The organism is Microbulbifer maximicatervae (SeqCode) (assembly GCF_052467385.1).
The window spans coordinates 2,309,083-2,330,521 of sequence record NZ_CP174311.1; the positions used below are offsets into that span (position 1 = coordinate 2,309,083).

Here is a 21,439-nt window from a genome sequence, read left to right on the forward strand (position 1 = left end):
TTAAGGAAGGAAACACTCAAGAAGCTTGATTGAGTGTGAATGCATGAAGGGTGCATGGATTGCTGTTAGAAGTGCAGTTTTGAGCAAGTGGTATCAGTACCTATTTCGTTCTTTTAATTTCTGCAGAGCTTTCTTTCAGTTGACTGCTTGGATAGCCGAGTTGCTTGGCTTTCTAGCTGCCCGTTGTGCGTCGATTAGTTCAAGGTGCAAATTGGGAAGGCATGTTCATGCGCAGCGCGGCTTATAATCATTCACGGCTTTTGGCATTTAAAAAAGATGTTCGACAGCTGTTGCAGTACTTGTGTGTTTCATTGCTATGTGCTTCGGCAAATACATACGCCGAGGTTGCGATGGATGAGGAAGTTTCTCCCTGGCGGCTCTCAATTGTTGGTGCCAGCACAGGTGATGTAGTTCTAAGTGGTGATGAGCGAGCATTAAGCCTAGGAATTTCAGAAATTTGTGTAGCTGAAAACCAGGTTTCCGAAGAGTTTTCCTCCAGTTCTAGTGAAGATCTCTCCTCGCTTGGGTTTCATAGCTTTGGTAGTGAAGCTCTATCGTTACGTAATGAGCGCGCCACTGTAACTGCCCAAACTGATCAAGTCCTGCTGGCCCCAACGGTGCTCAGCGATTCAGATGAAATTACTCTCAGTGCCCTCATTAATTCATCAACGGACGCTGGAGCCGGTACTGATTCACTCACTATCTATCTGACTGATTCTGAATATGTTGGCTATGGAGTCCAGTATCAAGGAGATGGTTCAACCGGCGTATGGGCTCTGGTCCAATTTACAGATGCCGAGAGTCAATCCAATTTAGCTCAGGTGGCTGCAACTGATAATCATCCAACAACTGGGCAAGCGGTTACTTTAAATCGTTCTGGCGATACGTTGACGGTTACTGTAGACGGAAGTGATATTGGTCTTACCTATAATGTAGGTGAGGGCATTGGTGATCTTTCTCGCTACGGCATACGTTCTACCTCACTTGGCGTTAGCGATAATAATTACCTAGATGATCTAACGCTTACTTTCTCCTCTACTGCTACTTGTCCAGCCTTGGCTGATACAGGTGAGTGGGATGATGCCTATTCTCTGCACTTTGTATATCAAGAACTATTGCAGCAGGGACAATTGATTGCACGTTTATCCAGCCATACCAACAGTGGATCTGGCATTGCTGGTATTGCGCTACGAAATGGCACGGAAGCAACTGATAAAGCCATTGCATTGGTAATGGACCCGTCTGATAACAGTATTGGACTTTTCACCCGAGATACGGATGATACAGCAAATACACTAATTACCACCGGACAGACTGGTGCCTTACCCCAGTGGTTAAGATTAGTACGTGATGGTGACACGATTACAACTTATATTTCCGCTGATGGTGCAAGTTGGACCCAGGTTGATAGTGTCTCGATCAGCTTCGACGATATTGTTAAGGCTGGAATTGCAGTGGCAGTTACCGGCGGTGAAGCGCAAACGCTGGAATACGATAACCTGAGTGTTTTAAATGAACTATCTGGCGATATTACTTCAGACATGGAACTTGCCGCACATCAAACCTATGTAGTGACTGGCGATGTGGATATCAATAGCGGGGTAGCTCTAACCGTTAATGAAGGAGCCACCATTTTATTTGATGGTAATTTTAAATTTGAAGTGAATGGTAGTCTCACTGCTTCGGGCGAAGAAAATGCGCCAGTAGTATTCACCAGTGCACAGGTTTCGCCAGCCAAAGGTGACTGGTATGGCATTGTAGTGAATAGTGGTGGTTCATTGAGTTTAAACCATGCTGTTATCGAATACTCTGATTATGGGGTTTTTGCAAAACCAGACAGTACCTTCAGCCTTAGCAACAGCACCTTGCAGTACTTTGATGTATATGGTATTTACGCCGAAAACGCCAGTGGTTCAATTAGCAACAATATCATTCAGTATACGGATAATGCTGGGGTGTACCTGTACGGTGTGGCAGATGTCACGGCTACTGGCAATACGGTTATAAATAACAAATACGGATTTTATATTAAAGGGCATAGCAGTAGCGACACCACTCCTATCATAAACAGCAATACGATTACGAGTAATAGTAGTTTTGGTTTTTATATCCAAGGTTATAGTGGTGGTATCACCAATCCAATTATTACAAATAATACGATTACGGGTAACAATAGTTACGGTTTTCATTTGGCTGGGGTCTATGATGCGGACTATGATCCGCAACCAGTGATTACTGGTAATAGTATTTACGCAAATAATGGTTATGAGATAAACACTTCGTCTTACGAAAGTGGCGTACTCACGGTGAATGCCACAGGTAACTGGTGGAATACTACCGACTCGAGATCGATATCAGCAGAGATTTACGATTATGGTGATAGCAGCTCCTACTATCCGATAGTGGATTATCGTGGTTATCTGGATGCCGAGGGTGATATTGCAGAGCCCAGTAACAGTTTATTAGGTTATCTGAGTGAGGACACCACCTTAGTGGCGGGGACCACATACACTCTCTTGAGTTCATTGTATGTACAAAGTGGCGTAACCCTGACGATTGAACCCGGTGCTCGTCTTGAGATGGGGGGAGATTTTAGTCTCAAAGTGTCGGGCACTCTGGATGTACAGGGGACTAGTGATACCCCAGTTGTATTTACCAGTGCTGAAAGTGAGCCCAGTGCCGGTGATTGGTATGGTATTGTCGCGGAAAGTGGCGGCACGGTAATTTTGGATCATGTGACGCTAGAGTATGGAGACTACGGCCTGTATGCAGGCTCGGGTAGTAGTTTTAGTCTTAGCAACAGTACTTTACAGTATTTCAAAGAACGCGGTGTTTACGCTTACAACGCCAGTGGCTCAATTAGTGATAGCACTATTCAGCATGCAGATAAAGCTGGGGTGTACCTGTACGGTGTGGCAGATGTCACGGCTACTGGCAATACGGTTATAAATAACAAATACGGATTTTATATTAAAGGGCATAGCAGTAGCGACACCACTCCTATCATAAACAGCAATACGATTACGAGTAATAGTAGTTTTGGTTTTTATATTCAGGGTTATAACGGTGGTATCACCAACCCAGCTATTACTGACAACACGATTACGGGAAACAATAATTACGGTTTTCATTTGGTTGGGGTTTATGATGCGGACTATGACCCGCAACCAGTGATTACTGGAAATAGTATTTACGGAAATAATGGTTATGAGATAAACACTTCGTCTTACGAAAGTGGCGTGCTCACGGTGAATGCCACAGGTAACTGGTGGAATACTACCGATTCGAGATCGATATCAGCAGAGATTTACGATTATGGTGATAGTACCTCTTACTATCCGATAGTGGATTATCGAGGTTATCTGGATGCCGAGGGTGAACTTGCAGAACCCAGCAATAGTTTATTCGGATACCTGAGTGAGGACACGACCTTAGTGGCGGGGACCACATACACACTTTTGAGTAGCTTGTATGTGCAAAGTGGTGTGACCCTGGCGATTGAGCCCGGTGCTCGTCTTGAGATGGGGGGGGATTTTAGTCTCAAAGTATCGGGCACCCTGGATGTACAGGGAACTAGTGATGCTCCGGTTATATTCACCAGTGCTGAAAGTGAGCCCAGTGCCGGTGATTGGTATGGTATTGTCGCGGAAAGTGGCGGCACGGTAATTTTGGATCATGTGACGCTAGAGTATGGAGACTACGGCCTGTATGCAGGCTCGGGTAGTAGTTTTAGTCTTAGCAACAGTACTTTACAGTATTTCAAAGAACGCGGTGTTTACGCTTACAACGCCAGTGGCTCAATTAGTGATAGCACTATTCAGCATGCAGATAAAGCTGGGGTGTACCTGTACGGTGTGGCAGATGTCACGGCTACTGGCAATACGGTTATAAATAACAAATACGGATTTTATATTAAAGGGCATAGCAGTAGCGACACCACTCCTATCATAAACAGCAATACGATTACGAGTAATAGTAGTTTTGGTTTTTATATCCAAGGTTATAGTGGTGGTATCACCAACCCAATTATTACAAATAATACGATTACGGGTAACAATAGTTACGGTTTTCATTTGGCTGGGGTCTATGATGCGAACTATGATCCGCAACCAGTGATTACTGGTAATAGTATTTACGCAAATAATGGTTATGAGATAAACACTTCGTCTTACGAAAGTGGCGTACTCACGGTGAATGCCACAGGTAACTGGTGGAATACTACCGACCCGAGATCGATATCAGCAGAGATTTACGATTATGGTGATAGCAGCTCCTACTATCCGATAGTGGATTATCGTGGTTATCTGGATGCCGAGGGTGATATTGCAGAGCCCAGTAATAGTTTATTAGGTTATCTGAGTGAGGACACCACCTTAGTGGCGGGGACCACATACACTCTCTTGAGTTCATTGTATGTACAAAGTGGCGTAACCCTGACGATTGAACCCGGTGCTCGTCTTGAGATGGGGGGAGATTTTAGTCTCAAAGTGTCGGGCACTCTGGATGTACAGGGGACTAGTGATACCCCAGTTGTATTTACCAGTGCTGAAAGTGAGCCCAGTGCCGGTGATTGGTATGGTATTGTCGCGGAAAGTGGCGGCACGGTAATTTTGGATCATGTGACGCTAGAGTATGGAGACTACGGCCTGTATGCAGGCTCGGGTAGTAGTTTTAGTCTTAGCAATAGTACTTTACAGTATTTCAAAGAACGCGGTGTTTACGCTTACAACGCCAGTGGCTCAATTAGTGATAGCACTATTCAGCATGCAGATAAAGCTGGGGTGTACCTGTACGGTGTGGCAGATGTCACGGCTACTGGCAATACGGTTATAAATAACAAATACGGATTTTATATTAAAGGGCATAGCAGTAGCGACACCACTCCTATCATAAACAGCAATACGATTACGAGTAATAGTAGTTTTGGTTTTTATATTCAGGGTTATAACGGTGGTATCACCAACCCAGCTATTACTGACAACACGATTACGGGAAACAATAATTACGGTTTTCATTTGGTTGGGGTTTATGATGCGGACTATGACCCGCAACCAGTGATTACTGGAAATAGTATTTACGGAAATAATGGTTATGAGATAAACACTTCGTCTTACGAAAGTGGCGTGCTCACGGTGAATGCCACAGGCAACTGGTGGAATACTACCGATTCGAGATCGATATCAGCAGAGATTTACGATTATGGTGATAGTACCTCTAACTATCCGATAGTGGATTATCGAGGTTATCTGGATGCCGAGGGTGAACTTGCAGAACCCAGCAATAGTTTATTCGGATACCTGAGTGAGGACACGACCTTAGTGGCGGGGACCACATACACACTTTTGAGTAGCTTGTATGTGCAAAGTGGTGTGACCCTGGCGATTGAGCCCGGTGCTCGTCTTGAGATGGGGGGGGATTTTAGTCTCAAAGTATCGGGCACCCTGGATGTACAGGGAACTAGTGATGCTCCGGTTATATTCACCAGTGCTGAAAGTGAGCCCAGTGCCGGTGATTGGTATGGTATTGTCGCGGAAAGTGGCGGCACGGTGACTTTGGACTATGTGACGCTAGAGTATGGAGACTACGGCCTGTATGCAGGCTCGGGTAGTAGTTTTAGTCTTAGCAACAGTACTTTACAGTATTTCAAAGAACGCGGTGTTTACGCTTACAACGCCAGTGGCTCAATTAGTGATAGCACTATTCAGCATGCAGATAAAGCTGGGGTGTACCTGTACGGTGTGGCAGATGTCACGGCTACTGGCAATACGGTTATAAATAACAAATACGGATTTTATATTAAAGGGCATAGCAGTAGCGACACTACTCCTATCATAAACAGTAATACGATTACGAGTAATAGTAGTTTTGGTTTTTATATCCAAGGTTATAGTGGTGGTATCACCAACCCAATTATTACAAATAATACGATTACGGGTAACAGTAGTTACGGTTTTCATTTGGCTGGGGTCTATGATGCGGACTATGATCCGCAACCAGTGATTACTGGTAATAGTATTTACGCAAATGATGATTATGAGATAAAAACTTCGTCTTACGAAAGTGGCGTACTCACGGTGAATGCCACAGGTAACTGGTGGAATACTACCGACTCGAGATCGATATCAGCAGAGATTTACGATTATGGTGATAGCAGCTCCTACTATCCGATAGTGGATTACAGTGAATATTTAGGTAACGCTAATGGTAGATCAGTATATGATCACTACCTTCGCTTTGATATTAATTCGGATATGAGCTTAGCCGCAGGTTCATATATCGTCGTTGATGACATAAATGTTAATAAAGATGCGATTTTAACACTTGAAGCTGGAGTAATACTGATCTTCCCTGATAGCTACTCTCTAACGATAGAGGGTAATCTGGTTGTCAGTGGTTCTAGTTTTCAACCAGTTTTTTTCACTAGTGAATCTGAAAACTCTACTGCTGGAGAATGGCAAGGTATTGTGGTAGCAAGTGGCGGTAGTGTCAGTATTGATAATGCTTACATCCAATATGCTGAAACTGCAGTCTCTGCGACTTCGCCCTCTGCATTCAGTGTCACCAACAGTATTATTACTGACTTTAGCGAAAGCGGAATCAGCATTAATAATTTTGCTGGCGGCACCATTTCTAATAACTTGATCCAAAATACGGATTACATTGGTGCAGGGATAGCCCTGGATACGGCATCGCCAGCAGTAACTGACAATGTTGTTACCGGTTTGAATTACGGTGCATATATTACCGGAGCATCTTCACCGAGCTTAATGGGTAATAGTTTTATCAATAATAATTATGGTATTTACTTGAATGGTTCGGGCAGTGATGCTACCAATCCAACACCTACAATTACTGGCAATGATCTCTATGGTAATACCAACGGAAGCTTGTATCTCAATAGCTATGGTAGTAGCTCGGCGGTGGTGTTGAATGTTACTGGCAACTGGTGGGGCAGCGTTACGCCAGATTGGGGGGTAGATATTATCGGGGTTGATTCACCAGAAACTGCTGTAGATTACAGTGATGCCCTGGATGCAGAGAATCGCGTAATAACAATTGACTTAAATGGTAGTTACGAATATTTTTCTCCAAATGGTGATGGTCGCCAGGATATATTAGCTGTTACTGCTACCTTGAGCTCGAGTAGTAGTTGGGATTTGGAAATCAGTAGTGAATCCGGAATGATTGTAAATACTTTCTCCGGGATCGGTACAGAAATTAGTGTTGATTGGAATGGTACTGATAGTAGCAGTACGGTATTGGATGACGGCCGTTACTATTTATTCTTGAAGGTTACTGATTCAGAGAATATTAGCTACCAAGCGGGTACTATTTGGGTGGAGCTGGATAATACTGTGCCAGTAGCCGAAATCACTAATGTGAGTAATGGTGATATCTTAACAACTGGGGCTACTACTCTGGATATTGAGGGTAGTGCTACCGACAATTTCTTTGTGGACTATAGAGTAGATTACCAAGTGAGCGGCGATACCGATAATTGGGTAAGTCTCGAGTCTTCAACGTCACAGGTAAATAAAAGTACTCTAGTTGGGTGGGCAGTTAGCTCCACCGATGGGACTGTTGAGGCACCGGCAAATGGTGAATATCAGGTACGCCTGGTTGCCAGTGACAGGGCAGGTAATATCTCTACAATTATTCGCACGGTTACCCTAGACCTAATTAATATTGCTAATGTCAGTCGAAACCAAACTACCGTTAATCCAGTCGTTGGAGAGAGTCTGGTAATTAGCTTTGATTTGTCGGTCGGTGCTACTGTTACGCTGGATATTAAAGACGAGCAAACAGAAGTGCTAGTTCGGAGCGTGGTCGAAACCTTCGATAATGCAGGAAGCTACTCGTTGAGCTGGGATGGAAAGGATGAAGAGGGCAATTATGTTCAGGAAGAAGCATATACTTATTTTCTCACTGCAGTGAGAGGTAGTGTGGAAGGAGTGTATGACATTGAAGATAGTGATAGCACCAGTACTATTTTAGCGGGCAGTATGGATGCCACTATGAATGCAGTACAAAACGACTTTATGAAAACTGAAATTGCCCCCACAGAGAATATCCGCATGACTATGGAGGTAACGCCAAATGGCGGCGACACTCTTGTTGTGTATGACAATGTTCCCATGGAGGCCGGTACCCACTACTTGGCATGGGACGGACGCAACGCAGATGGCGTACTTACCACAGGTTCTTTTTATGCCTACGTACCTTCGCATGAAATTTTGCCCACCAATGTGGTAATTATTGACGGCATAACCCCAAGTATCAGCGGCACACTGGACGCACCCAATATCGAAGTTAAATCCGATCCTTATCTGATGTATCACAGCTACGATCAAATCTCGAAAGTGGCTTACTTGTTGGATCAGGACTCCTACGTAACCTTCAAACTGTTACCGCCGGATATCGGTGACCCGACAGATGCGGGAGCGATCACCTTGATCGATAACCAGCTGCAAGCCGCTAATGACAGCGACGGTGCAGTAGCCACTCACGAGGTGGAGTGGACCGGTTATGAAGAGAGCGATGGCAACGCGATTATGGTCTCGGATGAAGGTGTGTACAGTTTCTGGATAGAAGCGACTTCGGCAACTACCGGAGCCAGTACCACTTACTACGGCGCATTGCAGCTGTATCAATAATGGTTAGGGTGCTAGCGGTGTTTTAACTCACCGCTAGCGCCGTAACTGTCAGGTCGGCACTAAATCAAAAAACAACCAAGAGAACAACGTGAAAGCCTTACTAAAGTCCAACGTGGTCATTGTGACTTGTGCATTGCTATGGTGTGCCTGCGTTCACGCAGAAGAGGATATAGCCTACCTGGCCCCGGGCAAACAGGGGTATTGGCAGGTATGGGTAATGGATACCCAGGGTCAACAACACCGGCAACTCACCCACTCAGCCTTCGATAAAAACAGCCTTAGTTGGTTTCCCGATGGTAAGCGTTTGCTGGTGAATGGCAGCCAGGGTGAACTGCATGAGGTCGGGCTGGCCACCGGCAAAGAAGTACCGTTTGAAATGCCACTAAAGGGTTTTATTGATGCGAGTTTAGCGCCGGATGGAAAATCCGTAGTTTTTTCTCTCAGCACCTCCGACAGCGTTGACGATAACAACTTGTGGCACTTGCCACTAGATGGCAGTGACCAGCAAAAACTCACCAATATGCGTCATATGCAGCACGAACCCCGCTGGCATCCGGATGGTAACACCGTGTATTTCTTATCCGGGGATGGTGGCGAAGCTCACGATATTTGGGCGCTGGATTTGAATTCCGGAAGCAAACGGCAGCTGACCTTTAACAGTCTCTACAACTTTGATGTTGTCGCCGATACAAAAGGCCGATTGGTATTTTCCAGTAACCGTGCTGGTAACTACGACCTGTGGTTGCGGGAGAGCAACGGAAAACTCAAACAGCTCACCACCGATGCCGCACTGGATGCCGCCCCCAGCTGGTCCCCGAAAGGGGATGCCGTTGTGTTTCAGTCTACCCGCGATGGCGCCTACAACCTGTGGAGGTTAACGCTTGATGATGGTGAGTTAACCCAGCTGACCCAATTTACCAGCGGTGCCCGTAAACCCCTATGGCGGCCGCAGTCCGCGCAAGGCAAGTCAGTATTATGAATAAGATGTTAAAAAAAATCGGCCTCACCGCAGTATTGGCCGCTCTGCTTACGCCCTTGGCTGGCTACGGACTGTCTATTTCCGGGGTCAATATTGAATCCCGCTCATTTTCCCCGGCCCAGGGAGAACAGTTCGCGCTGAATTACCATATTGATACGCAAGCCAACGTCACGATTAATATCTACGATGCCCGAGATCTGCTGATCAAAACGGAATACCGCGAACAGCTGGCGGCCGGCGATCACCAGTGGCAGTGGGACGGCACCGACCAGCAGGGGCGCCCAGTACCCGCAGAGGCTTATCACTACACCATCAGTGTAAAAGCCGGCGAGCAAACTGCCGAGTACGACCTGACCGATATTACCGGTGGTGAAAGTGTCGCGGTAAACGATCTGAGTTGGAATGCGGAGCAGGGCAGTGTGGATTACACCCTGCCACAAATGGCCCGCGTCGCAATTCGGGTGGGATTAAAAAATAACGGCCCACTGCTGAATAATATTATCGACTGGGTGCCGCGCGCATCTGGCCAACAAACAGAAGCCTGGGATGGGCAGGATGCCTCCGGCGCCCTGAATTTAAAGGGCCACCCAGCCCTGGAATTAATTCTCAATGCCTTCGCGTTACCCCGCAATACCATTCTGGTGAGCGGAGAAAAATCATCTTCTGACGCCCGCTTTGTGCAGGATATGCCGTGGGGACAAAGCTCGCGACAAAAAAAGAAATCTCATCGCCCGCGTATTCACGCCCCCGCGCAACGGGACGCATTGAGCCGGGGAGATTTCCCGCTGGAAATTTCCCTGGTGGGGGACTACCCCAAAAATAGCGAAGGCACCTCGATAGTTAGCGGCACTGTACCGGTACGCATTAATGTACAACCGGAACATATCGCGCAGCTGGCCTCAAAAAGGTTTGAGCCGGTGTATTTTGTCGATGGCCAGTACGTTTATGAGAACGAAGTGGGTTACTTCCCCACCACTTATCGCTGGGACAGCCACAACCATAATCCAGGCGAGCACTATCTCACCGTCAATTTGCGCGGCTACCTGGGCAACTTTGGTATGGCCACCCTAAAAGTGGTGATTGAAAAGCCCCAAACTGAAGGCTCAGCAAAAACTCTCGCTCATAAAGATTAACTCTAATGAGAATTAGATATTCAGAAGGATGTGAACCATGAAGCGAACGACGGAATTAATCCAGATTCTATCCCTGGCAATCATTGCGCTTTTTGCCAGTACTGGGGCTTATGCCGCCAAGCCGAGCGCCCATATCCAGCAGGTCTCCCAAGCTGAAGCCCAAGCGGCGGTTGAGCAAAAGGATTACAAGCGGGCGCAAGCCTTGTATAACCGCCTGCTGCGGCAGCAACCGCAAAATTACCCGGCCATGATTGAACTGGCCCAGCTGGAAAAAAAGCTAGGCAAGTACGAAAAAGCCAAGCAGCACGCTTCAGTGGTATTGAAACAAAATAGAACCCATCGCCAAGCCCTGCAACTGTTGGCCCAAATCGCCATTCAACAGCAGCAGTGGGCAGAAGCGGAAACCTATTTCAGCCGCCTAATAAAAAACCACCCGGAGCACGGCCACGCCTACCTTGGCCTAGCCCAGGCTTACCAGGCACAGGGCAAGGATGAGCAGGAACAAACCGCTTTGAAAGATTATCGCCTGTGGCGTGCCGCACAATAATATCGTCTGATTTGTACTGAATAAGAATCACACTCCTGGCCAGTAGTTGGGGGATAGGGAATACCCATGAGCAGTTTTGCCAACAAAATACTAAAAACACCGCTAAAAGCCCTCGCAGGATTTAGCAAAACCTTGGAAGGCGCCCGGCGCGTCTGCGCAAGCGCGAACTCCATTCGTCCGCCCCTAGCTTCAGCGATGCTGGCTTTAACCCTGGCCATCGCCGCCAGCCCTACCCAGGCCCACACCTTTGGTGGTGGTACCGGTTCTAACAGTGATGATAGCGGTGGCGGTGATAGTGGTGTTGGGGGAGGCTGCCCCAAAGAGTCCGTTGAGGGGGGGACGGTCGTACTTTTCAGCGGTCAGGAACGCCACAAAGAAACTGATATGGTGGTGAAAGGCAGCTACCCGATTCAAATTATACGGAAATACAATAACCAATCGGATTATGACAGCGCCCTGGGGTATGGCTGGGCCTTCGATCACGATTACCGCTTGTATGAATACCCCGATGATAAAGTCATTATCCGCTATTGCGCCGGGCACCGCGCCGAGTTTGTTTACAGTGGTGGTGCCTATGTAAGCGATGTGGCCGGGCTGCGTGGAACCCTGAGTGAAGATAGTGATGGTACCTACACCTTTGCCCACAATAATGGACGCAAGGATTACTACGATGCCGAGGGCCGCCTGACGGCGCGGGAAAGCAAAGCCGGTCAGCGTCTGGAGTTTACTTACAGCAGTGAACGCTTCCCTATCGTCGGTACTTCTCTTTATTCCGTCGATCCTTCTAAGCCGATGACGGTGGCCTACAGCTACCAGTTGCAAAAAATTGAAGAGCGCCTGGCAGATGGTAGCCTGAGTGGCAACTACGTTAGCTTTAGTTATGACAGTGATACCGGTCGTGTCACGCAAGCGGTGGACCACACCGGCCGCACCGTTGTTTATAGTCACGACACGCTGGATGATAGTGAAGGCAATACCTTAACTTCAGGCAACCTGATTAAAGTCACTGGCCTGGAAGGGTTGGTGTCTACCTATAAATACGAAGATAGCAACGACGGCCACAATCTAACCTACTTCCAGGTGGGTGAAAATGCTACGCCCTATGAGGAAACCTACGATTCTGAAGATCGAGTGATCAAAGAGGTCTACGGCAATCTAACCTTTGAGTTTGACTATGTCACCGAGGGTTATGAAACCAAAGTTACTACCACCATTACCGATGCTGATGGTAATAACCCCTATACCACGACTGAGCGCTACGTATTTAACGAAGATGGCCGTACGGTGGAGTACGAGGACCAAGCGGGCTACCTTACCGTAAAAACCCGCGATGCCAATAACAACATTACCCGTGAAGAGCGCTATGAACTGGCCGATGACAATGGCGATCGCACTCTGGCGCGCGCTATCGATTACACCTACAACACTGATAACCGTCGCCTGAGCAAGGCGGTCAACCTGGCTAGTGGTGAGGTCATTACTACCAGCTGGACTTATGAAGGTGGATGGATATCTAGTAAAGAGGTAGTTTCCTCTGCTGATATCACCACGGTGTTCCGCATCGAATATACCTTTAATTATGATAGCAACGGCAATCCCCAGACCCTAGCCAGCATCAAAAAATTAAAGGCTGATGGAAGCTATCAAACTACTAGCTATAGCTACAATGCCCGCAGCCAGCTCACAGCGACTACCTATGCCGACGGTAGTCAGAATGTGCTGGAATATGAGGGTGATAGCCTTTATCCCACCCGTGTGTATTGGAAAGATCGTGATGGCAATGCCCTGACTACTGGGGAGCAGCGCTACACCTACGATCAGGCGGGTAATCGCCTGACTGCCACTGATGCCATGGGTAATATCACTACCTACACTTATGACGATAAAAATCGCCCGGTTCAAGTAACTAATGCCCTGAGTGAGGAAACGCACTACACGTACGAAGACAATAATTTAGTACAGGTGGAGTCTGGGCGCAGTACCGATAGTGTCAGCCAGGAGGTTACAGCCGGACAGATTATTCTACTTAATTACGACGGCAAAAACCGTATTACCAGTATCGAGCGCCAAGACAGTGTCGGTGCCGAAGCTACCTACCAAAGTTATACCTATGACAGTTTGGGGCGACGCCTGAGTGTGAGCGATGCGCTGGGTAATGGCAGCAGCTATGGCTACGATCTACGCGGTAACCTGACCAGTTTCAGCGATGTCGATGACAATACTACCACCTACACCTACGATGCTTTGGGCAACCGTACCCAGGTTACTGATGTCAAAAACCGCATAACCCTATACAGCTACGATGAGATGCACCGCCTGGTACAAACCGAGAACCAGGCCCTGAGTCCGAGCTTGGTGACCAGTTACAGCTATGATGCAGCTGATAACCTCCTCACAGTTACCGATCCAGAAAATAACACCACTACCTACACTTACGATCGTTTACGCCGCAAAACTGCCGAGCAGCGCCCGGGGGGAGCGGTAATTACCTACAGCTATGATGAACGCAATCGTCTGGCCAGTAAAACGGGGGCTCGTGGGCAGGTACTGCAATACACCTACGAGGACTGGGGTGGGTTGGCAACTATTGGACACTTTGCCAGCGCTACGGACTATATCGGCAATAATGCCGAGCGTACTCAAAGCTTTGTCTATAACAATAACGGCCGGCTCACCCAGGCCATTGATACAGCGATACAGAACGCGGCGCTTTACACTCAGAGCTACGATGCCCTCAACCGCCTAAAGCAAACCATCAATCACTATATACCCGGCGGTGACCGCACCCTGGCTTACAGCTACAACAGCAGGGGTAGCCTTAGTGGTATCAGCCTGGATAATACTGCTGAATCCGGCGGCACTTTAGTAAGTCACAGCTTTAGCTACGACGACTATGGTCGCTTAAATAGCGCTACTTTGGCTACCAGTACTCATACGCTGGATTATGACAGTGCCGATCGCTGGACAGGCGTCACTTATGCTTCTGGCGTCAGTCGTACCAACACCTACAACGATGATAACACCCTGGCCAGCGCGACTCTGGTAGATGCCAACAGTACCACTCTTGAGGCGCTTAGTTACGCCTATGATGCGATCAACAACATCGAGGGCTATACCGATAATGACGGCACCCAGGTATTTACCTATGACGGAATGGACCGGCTTACAGGTGCTGATTACCCGGATGCCACCGGTCTTACAGACGAACAATTCGATTACGACGGGGTAGGCAATCGTGAGGACCCGAGAGACAGTACCGCCTACGAATATAACGCTAACAATCAGCTGATCAGCCAAAATAATGAGGCATTGATTCGCAGCTATGACGATGATGGTAATTTAATCTCCATTACCGGAACGGAAAATACAACCTTTACCTATGACCGAGAAAATCGTCTCGCCAGCTACACGGATGGCAGTACTTCTGCCGGTTACGGCTATGGTACAAGTGGTCGGCGCTTATACAAAACTGTTGACGGCGTCACCACCTGGTTTTTGTGGGACGGTACTCAAGTAGTTGCGGAATATACCGAAGCCAGTGGCACAGCCAGCTTAAGCAAACGTTATGACTATCTGCCAGGCGCTTATGCTCCGTTGCAGGTGGTTGACGGTAATGGCACTTACGAGGTGTTTAGCGATCATCTGGATACGCCACGTGTATTGGTGGATGCGACTGGTCAGGTGGCCTGGCGCAGTGTGCGCACCGCTTTTGGTGAAACCGCCGTTAATGAAGATGTGGATGGTGATGGCACGACGGTGGTCTTTAATGTGCGCTTTCCAGGGCAGTATTATGACTCGGAGAGTGGGCTGCATTATAACTATTTCCGTGATTATGATCCGAGTATTGGTCGGTATATTCAGTCTGATCCTATTGGGTTAAGTGGCGGATTAAACACCTACGGATACGCGCTTCAAAACCCTTTATCTTATATAGATTCACTTGGCTTAATAGCATGCAGCTGGGGCGATACAACATTTACGTGCTCTTGTAAAACACGTACTCGTACAGCACAGGAAAATTGTAGGGCTGCTGGTGGTGTTCCATTATTTCCAGACCTGTTAAAGGATGATAAAACTGAAACTGAACCTGAAAGTTGCCCTGTTGATGGAAGTGATAGTCTCCAGTCATCTCCTGGTTCCCCTGACAATGATCCTGACAATGACAATGACAATGACAATGACAATGACAATGACAATGACAATGACACCAAGCATGGTGCAGGACGGTCTGACGAGCGCGGATTTTCTCCTGAAAAAATTAAGGATATTAAAGATAATTATTCACAGAAATACTATCAGCCTGGGGGGCGAACTGTTTATGCGAAAAAAAATGGCAACTATTACGATGTTGTTATTACAAACCGGGATGGGCAAGCAATTACTTACGTCGGTGGGAATACGCGATCACTAAAAAATCTAAAGGCTGTTCAAAGAATGCTTGGTAATAACGGTGGTTACTCAACTCTGCCCTTAGATTAGAGGATTGTAATGCCTGACATAGTTAATCTTGAGGAAAATGTTTCTTTAAGGCTAGAGCTGCTTAATAGTCGAAGTACGGATATTGTTATTGGTCGTTCAGATTTTGAAAATTGGGTGGCATTTTATTTTCGATTGGAAGTGGGAGGAATAGCTTATGAGTTCGATGAAAGCTTTGGTGCGACATTTACATTAGCTGAAGTGAAAGACTTGATGCTAAACATTGAAAAAATAATACAGATAAAAAAAGAAGGTAGGAAGGCAGAGGCCTATTTGTTTTCGACATTAGAAGGCTATTTTGACTTAATTGTTGAAGACCCTTTAGAGGAGAATCAGCATGAATTAACAGTTTGGATATCCAAGGGTAGTTTAAGTAAGGGGAGAATGTATGGTTATGATGTTGGCGTTAGATTTGACTGCTCATCATCTGTTTTGAGTACGTTTAAAAGCACTCTTGAAATGCAATACAAAAAACTGATAGGAAATAACGGGTTTGGAGGGTAATAGCAGGGACAAACTTCTGTGTTACAGGACAGGTAGATGGAGTGCCTGCAACAAAGTACCAAATTCCAGAAACCAAACTCTTGGACAGCCATAGATTGGAGAGATAAAACCTCAGAAAAGATTTTTGTGCCACCAGTAGCTAAGTAGCACACCTTTTCTGAGACCTATGCTAGGACAGCAGAATTCTTAGACACCCAAAGATTGAAGATTCGAAATCTTGGCAGAAATTTTTACGCCACTTTCTAGTATTTAAGGTATCTATTCCAAAATAGATATCTATTTGACACTAGAAATTATCACGGGGTGTTATTCAGAAATGGATCAGGGGTCCGAGGTAGGCACGCTGCTTGTTTAGTGCACTTTGTAAGAAGTTTTTATGCTATTTAAATGGGGCTGGGGCTAAGGTAGCGTTGACAGTCCCGCAGCCCGTGCACCCAGTGCTTGTTTTATACAGACCTGCCTGACTAATTCTTCCGAGCCTATCAGGTGTTTATAGCGACTTTCAAAGTTACGGTTTAGGTAGAGCCAGTGTTGTGCGGGTATACCTAACCGTTCGAGGATCGGAGGAATATTTTACCTGAGAGGGGCATCAAAAAGTAACGTAAACGGATTCACTCCTGGAGTGGTTAGGTTTTCAAAAAATGGGAAATATATTGATCTTGCACCAGATGGTAGGATAGTTTCTTTTGGTCTGAAGTAGTTCAGAGAAGACGAGTTATGACTGATTTTAAAGATATAGATTTGAGAGGGGGGACTTGCATTAGGAAGCAAGTTGCCCTGTTTGAAATTCAAGACCACCATAGGATTCCATATGGAAAGTACAAAATAAAAGTTTTAATGGATGCTAACAACCACTATTACGCTTTTCCTAATGTGGCCTTCAAAGATTCAAATGATAATGTTGATTGGGTGTGTGGCATGGGGCCAACAATCTTGACAGCGGTCCAAGAATCAATTGATAGCCTTGTGCGGTCAATACCAAGTTTTGCTTACTCTGATAATCAGTGTTTTGAGTGGTCCTCACCGGAAGATTTCTAATTAAATAGAAATTACCCTGGACACCCAAAGATTGAAGATTCGAAATCTTGGTAGAAACTGTTACGCTATTTTCTAGTAATTAAGGTATCTATTCCAAAATAGATATCTATTTGGTGCAAAAAATTATCACGGAGTGTTATTCAGAAGTGGATAGAGAGTCCGAGGAACCAAAGAAAGGACAAAAGAAGGATAAAAGAAGGACAAAAGGACAGCCATGGATTGGCATGGATTGAAGGGTAAAAGCTAGGTGAGAACTTCTGTGCCATAGGACAGGTAGATAGAGTGTCTACAACAAAGTGGGTGGCGAATTGGCGCTGATAACGTTTTTAGATCGTAGGTAAAAAGATGCGGGGGCAGGTAGGGATACCAGTACTCTGGGGATAACTAGGGTTTGAAATTATCTGTTCAGCTGGGCGCGGGGCTAAGAAATTGTTGGCAGTCTCGCAGCCCATGTATCCAGCGTTTATCGAGCTGAACACAGGCTTTTCGTACAGCCTCTGCTGATCCCACCAAGCTTTTAAATCGGCTTTCAAAGTTCCGGTTGAGGTAGAGCCAGTGTTTTACTGAGATACCCAGCCGATCCAGGATCGGGGGTGTATTTTGAGAAATAGCGCCCCGCTTCCTCGGGTCTAAATGCCGACCACTCCAGTCCACTAATGCCAAATAGTGATCCAGTTGAAAGGGCAGTCCTTTCGGCATATTAAGGCGCTCGCCGCCTACAAACGGCAGTAGTTCCTTGGGCTGTTTACCTAAGACCGCAGCACGAATGCGGTGCTGAACGGAGGTGTGATTAGAGTCTTCTGGAGTGATTGCCATCTTGGCACGGATAGGATTGAGATCGACATAGGCCATGCAGGCAGCCAAGCCGCTTTCATCCAATAGTACTTGAGGCTTGAAGCGGACCTCCCAAAAGTGACCAGTGCAGCGGTCTTCTGTATTTGCTTGACGGGTGATAAATTCATTTAAGCAGCGCATAAACCAGCTGATATCCATTAATCAATCCTCCATAGTTCGATCAGCTCTTTAAGCTTTTTTTCACTACACATCTGACCAACTTTAGGCTGCGATATTGAGAGCAAAGACTTCAGCCAGCATTTACATTTTGGCCTCAATCCATTGACGCCGGTGCTCATAGTCTTTTCCAGATTCAGTATCCCTACTTCAGAGGAATGCTCTGCATACACAGCGATAGTAAGATGTCGCATCGAGAGAGATCTGTGTGCTACGAGGGGGAACCATGCTCTAAGAGGGTTGATCTGTGTTATATACAGTATCTTTCCCATAGCTTCTGTATTGTGTCAATGGGGCTGACGTATTAATCTTCTTTGTTGGTGGGGGGGCCAGAACTGTTGATGTTCTTGCTAGAGAGGTATCGATTTTTGAATGCTAGGGTTGGTTTAATGAGTAGGGTTTGGGCGATATGTGTATTTGCTTTTTTTATGGGGTTATATTTATTGTTGAACATATTTATGAAGATGAAAATCCACCATTAAAAACATTTTCTTATAATGAGGGTTATACGGCAAAGTTACAGAAGCTGTGCCTATCCTTGGATTCAACATACCATGAAAATAACATAGATAACTCTACTGATTTGAGTGTTAGGCAGCTTTCATTTGAGTCAGAAGCCGGGAGAAGACTTTATTATTGGGTTCCTGAAGTCCCAGATGACTTGGGAGTGCCAAGGAAAAATTATTGCCAGGTAATTCTTGATGGTAAAGGATATGTTTTGAAGGCTGAGTTCACCAAATGAGAGACTATATTGATAGCTAGCCCAATTAAGTAGTCTAGCTGACTCTTCCCTGAAAGGCAGGTAAATCTAGGCTTCCGAAGATAAGGATGTTTGATTTTTTACTGTTCCCCGCCGATCAAGGGTTACTCTGAATAGAGTCTTGGAGCAGTGTTCATGTATTTAAAGTTCTAACCGACTGAGTCAAACGGGAAGAATGTTAAATTACTCAGGTGGTAGATAAACATTCACGGTCTCCGCAATTGACTGCGATTTTTCTTTCCCAAATAAACAAGTGACAAGTTCAAAAGCGAACTCTATAGCGGTACCGGGCGATTGGCTGGTGACTAAATTCCGGTTGATCACTACTCTTTGATCACTGGTTTCCTTCACATATTGACTAAGTTCGCCGCGAAACGTCTTGTAACAAGTGGCTGTAAAATTGGTTATCAGCCCCTGCCGCCCAAGAACGATCACTGGAGCGGTACAAATTGCTCCTAGCCAGCGACCCGATTCAAGTTGCTTTTGGATGAGCTTTATTAGGGGGGCTGAGCTATACATTCGCTCGGCACCTTCCTTGCCGCCTGGTAGGGCTATTAGATCCCACGTGGAGTCCAAGCAATCCTCTATGGAGTAGGGGGCTTCAATAACAAGATTGCGTAGGGTAGTTATACGTCTACTCGGCATAATCGATGCCAGTGCCAGCTCTGCATCCGTTCGGCTCAAAATGTCGTAGATGGCAATGGTTTCTATATCCTCGTTACCATCAGCGACGGGAATCAGTATTTTGGGCACGGTTGCAGCTCCAAACGATGGGGTTAACCTATTTATAGGCTTTCTGGGCTAATCCTACCTCTTTGAGCTGACCTACAACTTTGGTAGGTGAGCTAAGAGCCCCCCTGATATGTCGCACCAGATGCTCTTTCAACTTTGTGTTCTCAATGCTCTTAAGTACTTGTACTGCCGCATTTTGCTTAATCACAACATAGGCGGTCATGTGCAGCACGTTGAACTTGCCAACATCTTTACCGTTTAACGGACGATCGCCACCTTTAGGGCACCCACGATATCCTCAGGGTGGACCTTTTGCTTCTTATCACCATCGATTTGTAGGGTGGCAATCGGTGTCTGGAAAGGGGATGCATAATTTGCTGGTCGGTGGCGTTGTATCTGGAGCGAATAGTGGGGCAGATTCACACGAAGCCGCTTGCTCAGCAGCGTAACCGCACTTAATAGCACGGCCGGTCCGGTTGGTATGTACTTCCGGACCTTTGGCGATATCCAGACTGCGAACTGTCACATCGGTGGCCACTAGAATTGAGGCGATCAGGCAATTGTGAGCCTCAGTGTTGCTCCCTTTCCCCTATTCATAATTCCAGCAGTCCTGCTAATGCCGTTTGCAATGATAGCCACTCCAAGAGAGTGGTTGCCCAGGGTAGTCGTAAGCGGAAAGAAGCGGGCTAAATTTGTTAGTTGTGATTATTTATGATGTATTCCAGGTGTCTTGAATCAGTACCGCAGCAGCCGCCCAATATATTGAATCCGTGATTCTGATTTAAGTGGAGCATATGGTTGCCCCATTCCGATATGCTGTCGGAGTGCGTTGTTTTGCTGTTTTCTAGTTCATTGTGCGTTAGTGATGAAGCATTGGCTTGTATGCCGATTAGTCTGTCAGGTAATTGACTTGAAGCGTTTAGAAAAGAAGGATGAGAACAATTAATAAAGTACCCAGAAGGTTTAGGCGAAACCTGGTGATCAATATGTGAAATTGCTTCTTGAATGGTATGGCCATCTAAAAGGCGACCATCTGAGCCAATGACAAAGCTAATAAAATATGGCTTAGAGTGCTTTGACATTAGAGATGCAATGCCAAGTGCTTCTGGTATAGCTGGTAGGGTTACTCCCATGAGGTAGTCAGCATTAGAGGCTCCGAGCTTATCAATTTGCCAACGATGATAAGAAAGAGATTCTTTGTAAGTTAGGCCTTGTTCTGGTTTGTAGCAGTCATTTTTACAGCCGACTAGGCCCCCTACATATACATTTCCTTCTTTTGGCAAGATATTAGAAAGAAAATTAACTGCGTCTTCATTGATAGACGTAGGCGCCTTGGCTAGAGAAACTCTCTCTGAGCTGGCCCTCCATGTGGGAGTTGCAAGCAAAAGAGGGAGTTTTGCATCAATTGCAAGGTTGATGTATTCACTGTAGATTCGTTTAAGGCTTTCAGCACCAGTTTTGCTATAGATTAATTTAGCATGATCGACATGGCGGCAAAGGCTTATATCTTTATTGCGCCTGACTCTTTCGAGTATGGCTGCTTCAGTAAGAATCAACTTTTCTGAAAGAATTCCTTGCATGGTGCTCTCCGGTGTTAGCTGTCGG

Annotated in this window: 11 protein-coding genes; 8 read left to right on the forward strand and 3 right to left on the reverse strand. The window is 46.2% G+C overall.

Features of this window, described 5'->3' with window-relative positions; genetic code table 11:
- The first annotated feature begins 185 nt into the window (after positions 1-185).
- The 7 genes from ACJJIR_RS09795 to ACJJIR_RS09825 all read left to right on the forward strand — a co-directional run bounded on the left by ACJJIR_RS09795 (position 186) and on the right by ACJJIR_RS09825 (position 17,331).
- Positions 186-8,654: a right-handed parallel beta-helix repeat-containing protein gene (locus ACJJIR_RS09795; protein ID WP_444908200.1), complete on the forward strand. Its 8,469-nt coding sequence runs from the start codon at positions 186-188 to the stop codon at positions 8,652-8,654.
- An 88-nt stretch (positions 8,655-8,742) separates the two neighbouring features.
- Positions 8,743-9,633: a hypothetical protein gene (locus ACJJIR_RS09800; protein WP_444905898.1), complete on the forward strand. Its 891-nt coding sequence runs from the start codon at positions 8,743-8,745 to the stop codon at positions 9,631-9,633.
- A complete protein-coding gene (locus ACJJIR_RS09805) occupies positions 9,630-10,766 on the forward strand; it encodes a FlgD immunoglobulin-like domain containing protein (protein WP_444908201.1) in 1,137 nt (378 codons plus the stop codon). Before ACJJIR_RS09800 ends, ACJJIR_RS09805 begins: the two co-directional genes overlap by 4 nt.
- A gap of 37 nt (positions 10,767-10,803) precedes the next feature.
- On the forward strand, positions 10,804-11,313 hold the full coding sequence (locus tag ACJJIR_RS09810) for a tetratricopeptide repeat protein (protein WP_444908202.1): 510 nt from the start codon (positions 10,804-10,806) through the stop codon (positions 11,311-11,313).
- A 66-nt stretch (positions 11,314-11,379) separates the two neighbouring features.
- The gene (locus ACJJIR_RS09815) at positions 11,380-15,792 is read left to right on the forward strand and encodes an RHS repeat-associated core domain-containing protein (protein ID WP_444908203.1); all 4,413 of its coding nucleotides are present in this window, start codon (positions 11,380-11,382) and stop codon (positions 15,790-15,792) included.
- A gap of 9 nt (positions 15,793-15,801) precedes the next feature.
- Positions 15,802-16,293, forward strand: a complete 492-nt coding sequence (locus tag ACJJIR_RS09820; protein ID WP_444908204.1) for a WapI family immunity protein — start codon at positions 15,802-15,804, stop codon at positions 16,291-16,293.
- A 717-nt stretch (positions 16,294-17,010) separates the two neighbouring features.
- Positions 17,011-17,331: a hypothetical protein gene (locus ACJJIR_RS09825; protein WP_444908205.1), complete on the forward strand. Its 321-nt coding sequence runs from the start codon at positions 17,011-17,013 to the stop codon at positions 17,329-17,331.
- A 405-nt stretch (positions 17,332-17,736) separates the two neighbouring features.
- On the opposite strand, the gene ACJJIR_RS09830 is transcribed toward ACJJIR_RS09825, so the two are convergent.
- The gene (locus tag ACJJIR_RS09830) at positions 17,737-18,324 is read right to left on the reverse strand and encodes a hypothetical protein (RefSeq protein WP_444908206.1); all 588 of its coding nucleotides are present in this window, start codon (positions 18,322-18,324) and stop codon (positions 17,737-17,739) included.
- A 418-nt stretch (positions 18,325-18,742) separates the two neighbouring features.
- On the opposite strand from ACJJIR_RS09830, the gene ACJJIR_RS09835 reads away from it, so the two are divergent.
- Entirely contained in the window at positions 18,743-19,084 is a 342-nt protein-coding gene (locus ACJJIR_RS09835; protein ID WP_444908207.1) for a hypothetical protein, read from the forward strand.
- 201 nt (positions 19,085-19,285) lie between these two features.
- Here the strand turns inward: ACJJIR_RS09835 and ACJJIR_RS09840 are convergent, their stop codons facing one another.
- Together ACJJIR_RS09840 and ACJJIR_RS09845 are read right to left on the reverse strand one after the other, a co-directional pair.
- Positions 19,286-19,855, reverse strand: coding sequence for a DJ-1 family glyoxalase III (locus ACJJIR_RS09840; protein ID WP_444908208.1), 570 nt, complete (start codon positions 19,853-19,855; stop codon positions 19,286-19,288).
- Positions 19,856-20,529: 674 nt separating this feature from the next.
- On the reverse strand, positions 20,530-21,414 hold the full coding sequence (locus ACJJIR_RS09845) for a homocysteine S-methyltransferase family protein (protein WP_444908209.1): 885 nt from the start codon (positions 21,412-21,414) through the stop codon (positions 20,530-20,532).
- Positions 21,415-21,439 lie beyond the last annotated feature (25 nt).